Genomic DNA, 15,037 nt, shown 5'->3' with positions numbered 1-15,037 from the left:
ATCATCTAATAAAAAACAGACATGAACAGAATATTACATGATGCGAATAACGCACAAAGAATATTGAAACTGACGGCAGATACAATGCTATTGGTTGACAGGCACGGAGTCTGCGTAGACATTGAACCTCATTGTGATCTATGGTTTCTGCAAGAGGATATACTTTTAGGAAAAAATATATTTGAGCTTTTACCAGAATATACGAGAGAGAGGGTGATGCCCATCTTCCAGATTGTACTCGAAGAACAAAGAAGCATCAGCAAGAACTTCAAGTTGGTGCTGAAAGACGAAACTTTTTACTTCAAATGCCTCATGTTCCCTTATGACGGTATGGTGCTTTGCCAATATCGCGACATCACGCAAAGAAGCAACGTAAAAAGACAGTTGGAACAGGCAAATCTCACCCTGCGGGCCATTCAAAAGGTAGCCCAGATAGGACAATGGACGTATAATACGAAACAGAATATTTTTCATTATCTTGGATATACTGGTGTTTTGTGCGAGGAAAATGTACAAAACCTTGCCATTGAGAAATATGTGGAACTGATTGTAGAAGAAGATCGTCAGAGTTTTATTGAATGGTGCCACGTGAACGAGAAAGAGCTCAACATGGAGAGCATCAGTTATCGCGTTCGCCTGAACGGAGAAATCTTCTATATGCGTATCCAGACTTATTTGCGTGAAGAGCGCCCCGACGGTAGTTTCAACATCGAAGGGTATATTCAGAACATCACGGATATACAGCATCGCAGAAATGACATCAACACACTGACTCATGCCATCAACAATGCCAAAGAAAGTATCTTTGCCGCCAGACCCGATGGCACGATTATCTTCGCTAACCGTCGTTTCCTGTACAATCATGGTATTTCAGAAAACGAAGACATCAGTCAATTAAAGATTTACAATGTTGCCGCAGATATGCCTACGCAAGAGGCTTGGAACGAACGTTGCAAAGATGTCATACACGGTGGCAGCAGTAACTTTGTGGCTCACCATCCGTCGAAAATCAATAGAGATATATTGGCTTACGAAGGTACGATGTACAACGTCACCAATGATTCCGGTGAAGAAAGTTACTGGTCGTTTGCCCATGATATTTCCGAACGGATTCGGTATGAAGCCCAAATCAAACGGCTGAATCAAATCATGGATACGACGATCAATAATCTCCCCGCGGGGATTGTTGTGAAGGAGATCAATAATGATTTCCGGTACATTTACCGGAACCGGGAGGCTTATAACCGCGATCTTTACAAGAACGATCCTGTCGGTAAGAATGACTTCGATTTCTACCCGCCTATCGTGGCAGAGAAGAAGAGACAGGAGGATATTCAAGTGGCCACCAGCGGAAAAGGTATGCACTGGACGGTGGAAGGAAAGGACCGGAACGGAAACCTGATTATCCTTGACAAGCGGAAGATCCGGGTGGATGGGGACGAATTGTCTTCGCCTATCATCGTCAGCATCGAATGGGATGTCACGGAACTGGAAATGATGAAGAGGGAGCTACTGTCTTCGAAGGAAAAAGCGGAAATGTCTGATAGTTTGAAATCGGCTTTCCTTGCCAATATGAGTCATGAGATACGTACTCCACTGAATGCTATTGTGGGGTTCTCGCATCTCATTGCCGAAAGTGATGATGCGGAAGAACGAAAGACGTACTACAACATCGTAAACGCGAACAACGAGCGTCTTTTGCAACTTATCAACGAGATTCTCGATCTCTCGAAGATTGAATCGGGGACTATTGAGTTTTCCTTCGGACCGGCTAGTCTCCATAATCTCTGCCGGGAAGTACACGATGCCCATATATTCCGTACGCCGCAGGGAGTGAACCTTGTCTATGAGTCTTCGGACGAGAGTCTGATGATTGAGACGGACAAGAATCGAGTGTTCCAGGTGATTTCGAATCTGATTGGGAATGCTGTTAAGTTTACGAAAGAAGGAAGTATCAGTTATGGTTATAAGCTGGTGGATAACCAGATTGTTTTCCACGTAACGGATACCGGAACAGGAATTGAGCCGGAGAAAGTGGGTCGTGTGTTCGAACGTTTTGCCAAGCTGAACAATCATGCACAGGGCACTGGGTTGGGATTATCTATCTGTAAGTCTATCGTTGAACGTCTCGGGGGCAAGATTTCCGTCAGCTCCGAATTTGGTAAGGGAACGACGTTTACATTTACTTTGCCGTATACGGTTGCAGAATCCGTGAGTGTAGATTCGGAGAAAAAGAATGATGATGAGACGAGCGGAGGTATGAGCAGTGCTGTAAATACACGGCATGCTTGTATTTTGGTTGCCGAGGATACGGACAGTAACTTTGATTTATTGGAGGCTATCTTAGGTAAGGAGCACCGGATTATTCGTGCGCATGACGGAATGGAGGTTGTCACGATGTTCGATGAGGTGAAACCCGATCTTATCCTGATGGATATTAAAATGCCGAATTTGGATGGATTGGAGGCAACGAAAATCATTCGGGAGCTGTCTGCCACTGTTCCTATCATTGCTCAAAGTGCCTTTGCCTATGAGCAGGACCGGAAAGCGGCGAAAGAGGCAGGATGCAATGATTTTATAGCTAAACCGATAGCGGATGATAAGCTGAAAGCTATGATTCATAAATGGTTGTCGCCTCCGTAAAAGGGCACATATTATAGAGTACATATTGTATAGAAAACGCTTTAATAGTGATATAATCACCCAATAACTTAGATTAGATGAAAGCCTTTTACAGACTGTTTTATTACATATCCATCGTGCTGACCAGTATTTTGGCAGGAGTTACCATTGCGGGCGCCTTCGTAGGTAATGCCGCACCGGATAGTTTCAAATTTATGCCTTTCATCGGTTTGATTTTACCGATACTTTTGTTGGCTAACCTTGCTTCTGTCATCTACTGGACGATCCGTTGGCGGTGTTGGGTTTTCATCCCTCTGATTGCTATATTCAGTAACTGGAGCTATATTAGTTGTGTGATTCAATCTCCTTTTTTCAGCCCGGCTTCGGCTCCAATGGTCAAAATGAACGCGTATACTCCTGGTATTTTAACTGTTGCTACTTACAACGTTGACGCTTTTAATCATGAGCATACCGGTTATTCATGCAAAGAGATAGCCTCTTACATGAGAAATCTGCAAGCAGATATTCTCTGTTTTCAGGAGTTTGGCATTAATGATGAGTTTGGTGTAGACAGTATAGCTGCGGTTCTTTCTGATTGGCCGTATTATTATATCCCTATTTCTCCCGAAGGAAAACATTTGTTGCAGCTGGCTGTTTTCAGCCGCTACCCCATCAAGGAGGAGAATCTTATCGTCTATCCTGATTCGAAAAATTGCAGTCTCTGGTGTGATATTGAGATTAATGGCCGTATCATCCGCCTGTTCAACAATCATCTCCAAACAACGGAGGTAAGTCAGAACAAGCGCAAACTGGAAAAGGGACTCCGCACGGATGATTCTCAAAGGGTGGAACGTGCTGCTTTGGGATTGATTGACGGATTACATGAGAATTTCCGGAAACGTGCCGTACAAGCTAATACTCTAAAGCAACTGATAGCTGCCTCTCCCTATCCTACTATCATCTGCGGTGACTTTAACTCTCTGCCGTCTTCGTATGTTTATCACACTGTAAAAGGTGATAAGTTGCAGGATGGTTTTCAGACGAGTGGTCATGGGTATATGTATACTTTCAAGTTCTTCAAGCATCTGTTAAGAATCGACTATATTCTCCATTCACCGGAACTGAATACTACGGATTACTTCTCGCCGGATCTTACTTATAGCGATCATAATCCGGTGGTGATGAGGGTGAAGTTATAAAAGAAGATAAGAAATCCCTTATATTAGCATTCTCAATTACAATGAATAAGACTCATATAGGGGATTCCTATTTAAAATAGACCTTTGATTATTCTAAACTCTAAATTGCATTCTTTCATTCAATTTCTAATAAGGCCAGTTTCTAAACTCATGATTAATTTCAAAAGTCTTTATTATAATAGATGGAGCAGCCCCATTTTTGGGAGATATTTTAACTGTAAAACGCACTGCTAATGGCCATATCAGATAAGGTCCAAATCTATTCAACATGACATCAAGTTCTCCACAATATTCATAATCAAGCCCCAATGCCCCCCCACTTACTAAATCCTGTTTCAAAATTTCAATATTCGCTATTCTTTCAACTTCTGGATTTATAACTAAATAGCTTGAAAAATCTACAGATTTTGGAAGATAACAATAATACTTATACCCATCTAACATATCATGACCGTACATTGGGTCTATCTCATAATATTTTTCATCAAAGTACTTATCAAGTATTACCGTAGGTTTCTCACGCAAATAGAGAATACCTAAGCTTTTATCATATAATGGAACAAACCCGGTAGCTTCCGATGTAATATTCGTTCCTGGTATCCAAAATGAAACAGGAGTTGAAGGAAAAGCTCCACCCTCTGTCCCAGTACCCTTCAGCTCAATTTCAGCCTTTAATGTCAAACTAATAGGTATAGGAGTGGAAGAACTGCCACCTGCAACTGCACTTAATAATCCCATAATTGCACCTGGAATGTTTCCCGATGCAGCAGATAAAGCGGCAGAAACTCCTTTTGCCACGTCTTTAAATATCTTGTTAGACAATCCCAGTTTATTTTCTCCAGTTTCTGCATTAATAGTATTATGAGTGATTAAATCCTTTCCAACTCCTGCCAACACACCAGTACCCACAGCCTTACCAACACCTAATAAGGGTTTAAACAAATTTGATCCTGATGCACTTCCAATTGTTCCATTAAGACTGCCTGTTATATTCCCTCCTAGACTTATCTGTTGAACATTATAATAATTTAAAGTCCAGCTAAACTGAATATCCTTATATGGAATATCAGCTAAATTGGGATCATAAGCTAATTCGTATTGCATCATATACCAACGATTAGCTGCCAACGGTAGAGAACCATCTATAGGAGCGGGTTGCATTTGCATATATTGCTTATTTGGCTCCTTAGCGATATCAATAATATCTTGCCCCAAATAATTTAAAATAGATGTTTTACGATTCGAAACAACAGTTATACCATCTTGAATATACGAGGAAGTCGTAACAAATGAAGTTGTTAAATATAAATAGATACGCATTATTCCCCTATATTTATTATAAAGTATAAAATAAGGATTTACCAAAGGAGCAGTTACATTCGAATCGAATGTATTATACAATAATTCCCATCCATCAAATGCTTTTCTATCATTGACTATATCAATTCCATACGTTCCAACCAAACTTCCTTGTCCGGACCATGGGGAAGGGATTCGAGACTGCATTGGAGGAGTGGGCATCCAATCCGCATTTTCCCAATCAAATACAGGAGTTGGTACAGCTCGTGTTTGAACTTTCGTCACATTACTATTATCACTCAACTCTTCAAATTCATTGTCACTACAACTACCAATAGAGAAACCTATAAAAAGGCTTAGAACGAACAAATAAATGAAGTACAAAGGGCTAACAATTGCTTTCATAATGTTCTAGTTTAAAGTTAATGACTTGATATGAAAAACAAAATGTCGATTGAATACGACAGCAAAGAGAGGTCTTTATATTTCCATAGGCTATTTGTTTATGTGTCTTTCAAATATAAGGAATAAAACGGACAGTACAAAGATAAAAGCAACTTATTTTAAAACATAGACATATAATATACATATAAATAATAAACTCGGCAGCAGATCTATATACTTCACCTTATTCTTATAATATAAAAGAAAGCCGGGCAATTTAAAAATTGCCCGGCTTTCTTTTATTATGATATTAAACTACTATTAATTGAAAATATAACGTACACTAAACTGTACTGAATAAGTAGATTTAAAACTTTGGAAATCACGATAAGTACTCGTCAGTTTCTCACCAGCATTCTTATTCATTGTAAATTCTCCATCTTTATATTGCAGTAAGCTAGAACTAATTACTTGCTTATAAAGTCCCCAACTGTTATTTAACAAGTTAGGAAGATTTTTGATATCAACTCCTACTTGCAGCAAGTTGCGTTTGCCCCCAACATTCAAATAGAAATCCTGATTCAATTTAAAATCAACCTGATGATGCCAAGGCATAACAGCTCCACCTCTTTCTGCATATTTACCTTTGCGATTCTTCAGATACTTATCTTGGTTAATATAATTCCAGAAATCATCCTTTTGTTCCTTAGCAGGATAAGAGGCAGCATCACTAAAATTCCAATTATCCAATTCTTCACGTGTTGCAGGAATATACAATAAGCTATTAGCACCCGCATCACCTACAACATTACCAGAGAAAGTATATGAGTATCGGCTATACCCCCATGTTCCAGAATACCCCATTTGCATTCCTTCATACAATAAAGAAACACTGGTTGCAAAATGCTTGCCGTATTCTTTTTTATAACCGATTGTTGCCAATATACGATCAGGAGCTACATAAGTACCATAACCCAATTCATGTTCATTAATACCATTTACTGAATAAGTATTAGTCTTATAAGCTGAAGTTACCTGGTCACCAATACCATCACTATATGAACGAGACTTTGAATGTGTATAAGCAAATGATAAATCTAAACCAAAATCAAAGTTTTTACGTAACTGCGCAGAAATTGAATAGTAATAAGCACCTTTTTTCCAGTTTTCTAAAAGATAAACATTCTGACCTTTATTATATATCTTATAAGTATCACGAACGTCATTTGGAGAAAGAGTCAATTTTGCATCTTGTAACTCATAACCACGATTAGTTATAACAACAGGATTATAGTCACGACTGTAAATTCCTTCTAATGTAAAATTAATATCACCCGGCAATCTCATATCAAGGGCTAATGAAGTCTTCCAAGTAGAAGGCATCTTCAAATCTTTATCAATAATGGTAGGGTCTTTAGGAAGCTCTACTTTTGAATGTGTCTGACCGCCATAAAGGTCTTTCAATATCTCATCACGATTTGCATGGAAGCTTGGTTTGTATTGAGCAGTAGCAGCATCCGTATAATAATAAGTAGTTTGTCCCACACCTGAATTTCCCACAGCAGAAATCAACCATACGAAAGGCATACGTCCTACAAACAGACCTGTACCACCACGAAGTACATACTTACGGTCTCCGGTTATATCCCAGTTAAAGCCAACACGCGGAGAAACAGATACTTTTGCACCCGGAAGCTGATCTGTAGAATAATGCTGACCACCAAAATCTAATTTGGCAAACTCTTCATTATAATTATTCTTTAAAGAAGGATAAGTTGGCAATTCAAAACGAAGTCCACCTGTTACCTTAAAATTTTCTGAAACAGAAATCTCATCCTGCAAATACAAAGAATATTGTTGAAATTTCAATTCTGCAAGGAATTGAGACATATCAGGTGAATTTGAGTGAGTTATAGCAAAAGCCTGCGGAGTTCTATCATTTACAAAATCATCCCAAGTTGAATAGACATAGTAGCCAGCACCTCCTAACATATAACCATTAATAGCTTTCGTATGCTCATATTGGAAACCAGCCATAAACTTATTAATACCTACATTCCAGTTGAACTCATCTGTAATAGTGAATACTTTTGTCTGACGCAGATTGCCTGCTGTGAAAAGGTCTGCGCCAAAATTAGCATATACGGCACCATCTTGTAAAATATCAACTGTCGGGAAAAGAGGACCATCAAATGAACGAGGCTCATCTTGATAGGAATATGCAAAACGCAACATATTATTCATTGCTCCTTGAGCCATACGCGAGTTCCATTCACCTGCAACAGAAGTAAAGTCACGCACTTGATAGTAGTTGGAATTCGAGAAACTCAAGGCATATTTAGAAGTACGTCCCTGTCCTTTGGCAATGTCACCAACAGGCTTACCATCTATAACTTCATTAGATTTACCTCCTGGATAAAGATCTGATGAATACAATGGATTGGTTGAACTAGTAGGGAAGTTAGAATCTTTAGTATGCGTTCTGGTAAAGCGGAAACTAACCTTATTATCTTGATTGGCATTCCAATCAACACGTGCCATAATACGATAAGCAGGAGTATCCGTTGAATAGCCATTATACTTCCCTGGATTAAAGTCATACTTATTTATTAAGAAATTGCTTATAGCATCCATGTCACTTTGAAGAGGGCGATGTACATTTCCACTGCTATAGCTCTGTCCTAGGGCAGTACGTGGGAGATAACTTGATCCCGCAGTTACATTATCCTCATATTCTCCATTCACAAAAAAGAACAACTTATCTTTTATAATCGGACCACCAAAGCTTGCACCATAAGTATAATATTGAGCTTTAGAACGTAAAAGTTCATAATCATCAACCTTGCTTCCTTTTAGATTCTCATTATTAAAATACATATAGGCAGTTCCACGGAATTGATTATCTCCTGAACGGGTTACTGCATTAATTGCACCCCCTGTAAAACCACTCTGACGAACATCAAATGGAGTTACAGCTACTGTAACTTGTTCCAAAGCATCCAAAGAAATTGGAGATCCGTTAGCCGGAAGATTACCTCCCAACCCGAATGTATTATTAAAAGCAGCACCATCAACTGTTACAAATGACTGACGATAGTTACCACCACCTACTGCAAAACCGTTACCAACATCAGCACCTTGTGGAGAAAGACGCATGATATCGCTAATACTACGAGAAATAGTCGGAGTACTATTAATCATATCACGATTGGCATTCATAATAGCACCTGCTCTGTCAGACTTCATATTACTCTCTTTAGAAGCAGTCACTACTACTTCGTCCAACAGTTCTGAACTCTCTTTTAAAGAAACATTTAAAACATAATTCTCTCCCAGTAAAAGATTAATTCCCTTGTAAATAGCTGTTTGATAACCAACATAAGAAATTTCTACTTTGTAAGGGCCGCCGGTACGCATACCCTGCAGATTAAATTGACCACTGACGTTAGTCACTGTACCATAACGAGTGCCTGATGGTTCGTGAACCGCAACGACTGTTGCTCCAATGATTGGTTCATCTTGTGCGGTCACTTTACCACTCATCGTGGCTGTTGTAACCTGCGCGCTCATCGTGACAGCAATAAACAACATTACTAGCACTAAGAAAGATCGCATTCTCTTTAACATAAATGTAGTTGATTAGTTAATATAAATTGTTTGCTTTTAAAAACTGTGCACAAATATAATTAATAATATTTAGAACTACATTACGATTACACTACAATTTTTTAAGAGAGATAAACGTTTCGCCACGTTATAAAACGATAAAGGCTCTACAATATTTGCAGAGCCTTTTATTTTGAAACAGAAAGCATTAGAAATGCTTCAATCTATTACTTTATACTAGTTAGTCATTAACTTTCTATAACGAACACGCTTCGGCTCTTCATTTCCCAAACGTTTCATTTTGTTTTCTTCGTATTCTGAATAAGACCCTTCGAAGTAGAATACATTGGAGTCTCCTTCAAAAGCAAGGATGTGTGTACAGATACGATCGAGGAACCAACGGTCATGCGAGATAACTACGGCACAGCCGGCAAAATCTTCCAGACCTTCTTCCAAAGCACGCAATGTATTTACATCAATATCATTGGTAGGCTCATCAAGCAACAGTACATTGCCTTCTTCTTTCAAAGCCATCGCCAAGTGTAAACGGTTTCTTTCACCACCGGACAGTACACCGCAAAGTTTTTCCTGATCGCCTCCGGAGAAATTGAAACGAGAAAGGTATGCACGTGCATTGATGTCACGTCCTCCCATGCGGATCAGCTCATTACCACCGGAAATTACCTGGTAAACACTCTTATTCGGATCAATGTCTCTGTGTTGCTGGTCTACATACGCCACCTTTACAGTCTCTCCTACTTCAAATTCTCCTTTATCTACTGTCTCCAATCCCATAATCAGACGGAACAGTGTCGTCTTTCCCGCACCATTGGGACCGATCACACCAACAATACCATTAGGAGGAAGCATAAAGTTCAAATCGTCAAACAACAGTTTATCGCCGTATGCTTTAGCCACCTGTTTCGCTTCAATGACTTTATTACCCAGACGCGGACCATTCGGAATGAAGATTTCAAGTTTTTCTTCTTTCTCTTTCACGTCTTCATTCAGCAACTTGTCATAAGAGTTAAGACGTGCCTTACCCTTTGCCTGACGGGCTTTGGGAGCCATGCGCACCCATTCCAACTCACGTTCCAGTGTTTTGCGACGTTTGCTGACGGTCTTTTCTTCCATTTCCATGCGTTTTGTCTTCTGTTCCAGCCAGGAAGAGTAGTTACCTTTCCAGGGAATACCTTCACCACGGTCTAGTTCGAGAATCCATCCGGCAACATGATCGAGGAAGTAACGGTCGTGCGTCACGGCAATAACCGTACCTTCATATTGCTGAAGATGTTGTTCCAACCAGTCGATAGATTCTGCATCCAAATGGTTGGTAGGTTCGTCCAGCAAAAGCACATCCGGTTTCTGTAATAGCAAACGGCAAAGAGCTACCCGGCGACGTTCACCTCCGGAGAGATTTTCTACCGGCTGATCTTCAGGCGGACAACGGAGAGCATCCATCGCACGCTCCAACTTGCTATCCAAATTCCATGCATCAGTTGCATCAATGATATCTTGCAATTCACCTTGACGAGCAAAAAGAGCATCCATCTTATCCTGATCCTCATAATACTCCGGCAAACCGAATTTCTGATTGATTTCTTCGTATTCTGTCAGTGCGTCAACAATGGGTTGCACACCTTCCATCACTACTTCTTTTACTGTCTTTGTGTTGTCTAAATAAGGTTCCTGTGCCAAATACCCCACGGAATATCCCGGAGAAAACACCACTTCTCCCTGAAAGGATTTCTCCAAACCGGCGATGATCTTCAATAACGTTGATTTACCAGAACCGTTCAAACCGATAATACCGATTTTCGCTCCATAGAAAAACGACAGGTAAATGTCTTTCAGCACATTCTTATTAGGAGTGAAAGCTTTGCTCACTCCTACCATTGAGAAGATAATTTTTTTATCGTCAGCAGCCATAATGTATGATTATATATTGTTGATAATGGCACAAAGATAAGAAAAATGTTTGAATTCTTTTGGAGTTATAAAAAAATGTTCTACCTTTGCACCCGCATTCGAAAGAAAGCACTGTAGGATTGATTCGCTAGCTCAGCAGGTAGAGCACAACACTTTTAATGTTGGGGTCCTGGGTTCGAGCCCCAGGCGGATCACTGAAAACAAAAGAAGAATCAAGCAAATCCCTGATAATCAGACATTATCAGGGATTTCTTTTTTCTAGCAGGTAGCAGAAAATAGCCGTTTCAAGCATATTATCGGTGGATAAATCGTGGGACTAAAATTTAATCTAAAAAAGTCCCACGAATTTGCATCTTTCTCACTGATTCATAGTATTTTGCATAGACTTACTTTGGAAGAGAATACATAGTTTTGTAACTTTAAAAACGATGTAAAAATGGCTCGAAAATCATTTTCTGTATTGTTCTTCATCAAGAAAGGCAAATTATTAAAGAACGGAGAAGCACCCGTGTGCATGAGAATCACCGTAAACGGCTGTATGGTAGATATTTCTATCAAAAGAAGCTGTCCCGTAAACCTATGGAATCAGGCAAAAGAAAATTCAAAAGGCAAAGACCGTATGTCGGTGGAACTGAACCACTACTTAGAAATCACACGTTCACACGTACACCAAATTTATAGAGAACTGGAAACTTCCGGTAAAGTAATCACTGTTGATCTTGTGAGAAAGTTGTTTTATGGTGTGGACGAAGATAACAAAACGCTATTGCAAGTATTCAAGGAGCATAACGAACAAAGCCGTAAACTGATAGGCAAAGACTTCGTAAGTAAAACGGTACAACGGTATGAAACCACTACCCGATATTTAGAGGAATTCATAAAGAAAGAATATCAGTTATCTGATATTGCTCTGAATAACTTGGAAGCCAACTTCATTTCTAAGTTCGATGCTTTCTTGAAGATTGAAAAAGGTTGTGCGCAGAATTCAGCTATCACCCGATTGAAGAACTTGAAGAAGATAATCCGCATTGCTTTGGAAAACGACTGGATAAAGAAAGATCCGTTTACTTACTATCGCTTCAAACTGGAAGAAACCGATCCTGAATTTCTGACGATGGACGAGATTAAAATAAGGCAGTAAACACTAAAGTTACACCACACTGATTTTACAAATTTCATTATAACTTTTGATTATACCGGAGGATTTTCCTCCGGTACTAATTAGTTGCTAAGATAATCACTATTTTTTTATTTTCCAATTTATCTTGGTATAAAGTGATATAAAGAAGAATCCCATTAAGCACATTGATACTATTTCTGCTATTTGGGATACAAATGATGAAATATCTGTGATTAGACAAATAATCACCATGACTGCTTTTAATAAGCACCCTACAAATGCCATTAAAGATGCTGTTTTGAAACTTGTTATTCTCATTTTATTGGGTTATTAATTTGCTTATAGAGTTATTTCCATTTATCAATATTTCCTTTCTGTATTTCTTTCTCAAATAAACGATAGGCTTTCCTTGCTTTTTCTGCTGCACTTTTTTTGATTTTGTAGTCATAATATCCATCAGTAGTATATATTCTAACAGCAGTCATTATATGATCCTTAAAAACAGACAAATCACCTAATAGTAATATACGAAGTCCCCATAAGTCCATTCCTAATGCTCCGACTGTTCCTTCCCCTCTTCCTGATGCATAGTCTGATACTGTAAATTCATGTGTATTATCTTCTTCATCAAGAAATACCACTTTGGAATTTACACTTACTAATCGCGCATCTCCTGTTAGCCATTTCATCAATATCATGTTTAAGCCATTTTCACGACCAAAACATATTGCAATATTTTTCCCTGTTTGAGTACCGATAAATGCTTCTGATGAAATCTTTTCATAAGACGTGTACACAACTTTGTCTTTTGTGAACTTATCAGTTTTGCTAACTTTAATACTTTGAGCTTGAATATTGATGCTAAACATCAATAATAATAGAAATAAATGACTCTTTCTCATGAAAAATGCGTTTTATTGGTTAATACTAAAAAGTCAGTTTATCCAGCAATAACCATACGAAAAGTCACAAAAAAAGACGTAGTGCTACTGCCATACGTCATCAAGGCTCACCACAAGCCCACTTACTCAATGGCAGCGCACCACGTCAGTATATGACGAAGTACACTTTACCCAACGAGTAAGTTCACTGATAGCCTTAATTCTGTTATCCGAGGTGGTGATTCTGATGACGATTAGGCTATTTTATATATGTAAAATACACTACTATAATGTAATGCGCTACAAATATAGTACAATATAGCATACAATATGAAAAATAGTAAGAAATATTAATGAAAAAATTTGGAGAATAAAATAGAAACTACTACTTTTGCACACAACATAGTCCGAGTTTTTGAGTTGCAAGCCAAAACTCGGACTATTTTTTTTAACTGCGCGGGCTACAATCCCGCAAAACATTTTTAAACGGAAAGGAGGTTAATATGGCTATCCGAGTAAATAGACTCGTACGCATTGTACGTACTGTACGAGTTAGAACTCAAATTAGAACACGTATCGTTGTACGTTAATTCACTTAATTATGATAGTAGGAGCTATCTTAATTAAATTGAGTTTGATTTTATCAGACTTTGCGCTTTTGCTTTCCGCCACAAATGTAGTTAATAAACTACATTAAGGTTTAAAGTAACATGTATTATTAAGGGATTGTAACGTCCCTTAATAATTTTGCACACAAAGATAATAAATAAAATTCAGACTATTGTCATACATATTTGTTAAATATATATAATTACTCTTTTTCTGGATTTGGCTTACTCATTTCTAACAGCATCTCTTTTAGCCTTTCTTCGGGTATAGTGAGGACGAAGCCATGTATCTCGTAGATAGGCTTTCTTTTTTTCTTCTCCTTCTTAGGCTTGTTCTTCTTTATGTCTTTATTATTTGCCATAATATCTAAGCTGCTGCATATTGCAAAAGTAATTCAATTCTCTCATATTTGCTAATTTTTCGGGTGTTAAATCGGAAAACAAATTCGTCAACGTATCTTTGTAGATACTTCTTGCTGACATGGATATATGTTCCTTTTATAGTTCGTTTAAATACCGACCAAGCGTTTTCTATTCTGTTAGTTGTGATTTCGATTATCTCTCCATCATCAGTAACTAGGATCATTCCGTAGAAATGTTTGCCGTGGTCTACAGACATTTGCGTGTATTTCTTCTCTAGTCCTTTGTAGCTCCAACCATCGGTATAAACTGAACTTCCTACATCAACATTCTTTTTCACAATCGGGACGAGCGTCTTTGCTTGGGTGTTAGGAACAACCTTAGCAAAAAGATTTCCACCTCTTTCTATAGCCCCAAATACAGGAACTTTATCCTTGTAGCTACGTCCTTGACATTTCTCTACTTTCTTATCTTTATGGCGATTAATATTCTTTCCACCTACAAATGTTTCATCTATCTCAACGTCACCAGATAGCTTCTGATTGTTTTCTTTAGCCATTGCAGTTCTTATTCTGTGAAGCATATACCATGCTGTCTTTTGTGGAATATCCAAATCATCTGCTAATTGGTATGAAGATATAGCGTTCTTACGGTTGGCAATCATAATAATAGCGTATAACCAATCTCTCATTCCTAACTTAGAGTTAGCGAAAAACGTACCAGTCCTATAAGTGAAGTACTTCCCGGTATTCTTGCACTTATATTTACCGTTCTTGCATTTGTACACTTTAGATGTTTCATCGAATGGCGAAACCACTCCATTTGCCCATCTTACACTCTCGTAGTATCTGATTGCGCTTTCTTCGTCCGGGAAAGAAGCTCTGAAATCTACGATGCTTTTTCTTTTCCTTCTCTTTTTCATAACGCTTATCTTTTATGTTGCTACAATATAGTAAAAATAAACGAGATATGCAAATAAAAAGACAAATATTTTCGATAGTAAATATAATATGTTATCTTTGTATCGAA

8 protein-coding genes, 1 tRNA gene and 1 pseudogene are annotated in these 15,037 nt (G+C 38.4%); 4 read left to right on the top strand and 6 right to left on the bottom strand.

Annotation, left to right across the window (positions count from 1 at the left end; genetic code table 11):
* Positions 1–21: 21 nt before the first annotated feature.
* Together DWZ47_RS03740 and DWZ47_RS03735 are read left to right on the top strand one after the other, a co-directional pair.
* Positions 22–2,643: an ATP-binding protein gene (locus DWZ47_RS03740; protein WP_117512342.1), complete on the top strand. Its 2,622-nt coding sequence runs from the start codon at positions 22–24 to the stop codon at positions 2,641–2,643.
* Between the two features lie 77 nt (positions 2,644–2,720).
* A complete protein-coding gene (locus DWZ47_RS03735; protein WP_117512341.1) occupies positions 2,721–3,821 on the top strand; it encodes an endonuclease/exonuclease/phosphatase family protein in 1,101 nt (366 codons plus the stop codon).
* 126 nt (positions 3,822–3,947) lie between these two features.
* Here DWZ47_RS03735 and DWZ47_RS03730 read toward each other — a convergent pair whose 3' ends face one another.
* From DWZ47_RS03730 to ettA, 3 genes are all read right to left on the bottom strand, one after another.
* Entirely contained in the window at positions 3,948–5,525 is a 1,578-nt protein-coding gene (locus DWZ47_RS03730; RefSeq protein WP_117512340.1) for a hypothetical protein, read from the bottom strand.
* A 300-nt stretch (positions 5,526–5,825) separates the two neighbouring features.
* Positions 5,826–9,131: a carboxypeptidase regulatory-like domain-containing protein gene (locus DWZ47_RS03725; protein WP_117512339.1), complete on the bottom strand. Its 3,306-nt coding sequence runs from the start codon at positions 9,129–9,131 to the stop codon at positions 5,826–5,828.
* 216 nt (positions 9,132–9,347) lie between these two features.
* On the bottom strand, positions 9,348–11,039 hold the full coding sequence (gene ettA, locus DWZ47_RS03720) for an energy-dependent translational throttle protein EttA (RefSeq protein ID WP_117512338.1): 1,692 nt from the start codon (positions 11,037–11,039) through the stop codon (positions 9,348–9,350).
* Between the two features lie 121 nt (positions 11,040–11,160).
* Between ettA and DWZ47_RS03715 the strand changes: the two genes are divergently transcribed.
* A tRNA-Lys gene (locus DWZ47_RS03715) sits at positions 11,161–11,233 on the top strand.
* Between the two features lie 242 nt (positions 11,234–11,475).
* Positions 11,476–12,171, top strand: a pseudogene (locus DWZ47_RS03710) (phage integrase SAM-like domain and Arm DNA-binding domain-containing protein); the annotation flags it as partial.
* 335 nt (positions 12,172–12,506) lie between these two features.
* On the opposite strand, the gene DWZ47_RS03700 reads toward DWZ47_RS03710, so the two are convergent.
* The 3 genes from DWZ47_RS03700 to DWZ47_RS03695 form a co-directional block, all read right to left on the bottom strand.
* A complete protein-coding gene (locus DWZ47_RS03700; protein ID WP_147330780.1) occupies positions 12,507–13,061 on the bottom strand; it encodes a hypothetical protein in 555 nt (184 codons plus the stop codon).
* Positions 13,062–13,851: 790 nt separating this feature from the next.
* The gene (locus DWZ47_RS30390) at positions 13,852–14,010 is read right to left on the bottom strand and encodes a hypothetical protein (protein WP_158570380.1); all 159 of its coding nucleotides are present in this window, start codon (positions 14,008–14,010) and stop codon (positions 13,852–13,854) included.
* Between the two features lie 5 nt (positions 14,011–14,015).
* The gene (locus DWZ47_RS03695; RefSeq protein ID WP_117512335.1) at positions 14,016–14,930 is read right to left on the bottom strand and encodes an IS1595 family transposase; all 915 of its coding nucleotides are present in this window, start codon (positions 14,928–14,930) and stop codon (positions 14,016–14,018) included.
* Positions 14,931–15,037: the final 107 nt, after the last annotated feature.

The organism is Bacteroides sp. AF32-8BH, from assembly GCF_003435205.1.
GTDB classification, from domain to species: Bacteria; Bacteroidota; Bacteroidia; order Bacteroidales; family Bacteroidaceae; genus Bacteroides; species Bacteroides ovatus.
The sequence above is the reverse complement of the archived record's forward strand: the minus strand, read 5'-3'. Positions and strand labels throughout refer to the sequence as shown.

Coding starts and splice junctions, on each gene's coding strand:
- DWZ47_RS03725 (WP_117512339.1), bottom strand. CDS start 9,131: ATGTTAAAGAGAATGCGATCTTTCTTAGTGCTAGTAATGTTGTTTATT.
- ettA (WP_117512338.1), bottom strand. CDS start 11,039: ATGGCTGCTGACGATAAAAAAATTATCTTCTCAATGGTAGGAGTGAGC.
- DWZ47_RS03730 (WP_117512340.1), bottom strand. CDS start 5,525: ATGAAAGCAATTGTTAGCCCTTTGTACTTCATTTATTTGTTCGTTCTA.
- DWZ47_RS30390 (WP_158570380.1), bottom strand. CDS start 14,010: ATGGCAAATAATAAAGACATAAAGAAGAACAAGCCTAAGAAGGAGAAG.
- DWZ47_RS03740 (WP_117512342.1), top strand. CDS start 22: ATGAACAGAATATTACATGATGCGAATAACGCACAAAGAATATTGAAA.
- DWZ47_RS03735 (WP_117512341.1), top strand. CDS start 2,721: ATGAAAGCCTTTTACAGACTGTTTTATTACATATCCATCGTGCTGACC.
- DWZ47_RS03695 (WP_117512335.1), bottom strand. CDS start 14,930: ATGAAAAAGAGAAGGAAAAGAAAAAGCATCGTAGATTTCAGAGCTTCT.
- DWZ47_RS03700 (WP_147330780.1), bottom strand. CDS start 13,061: ATGAGAAAGAGTCATTTATTTCTATTATTATTGATGTTTAGCATCAAT.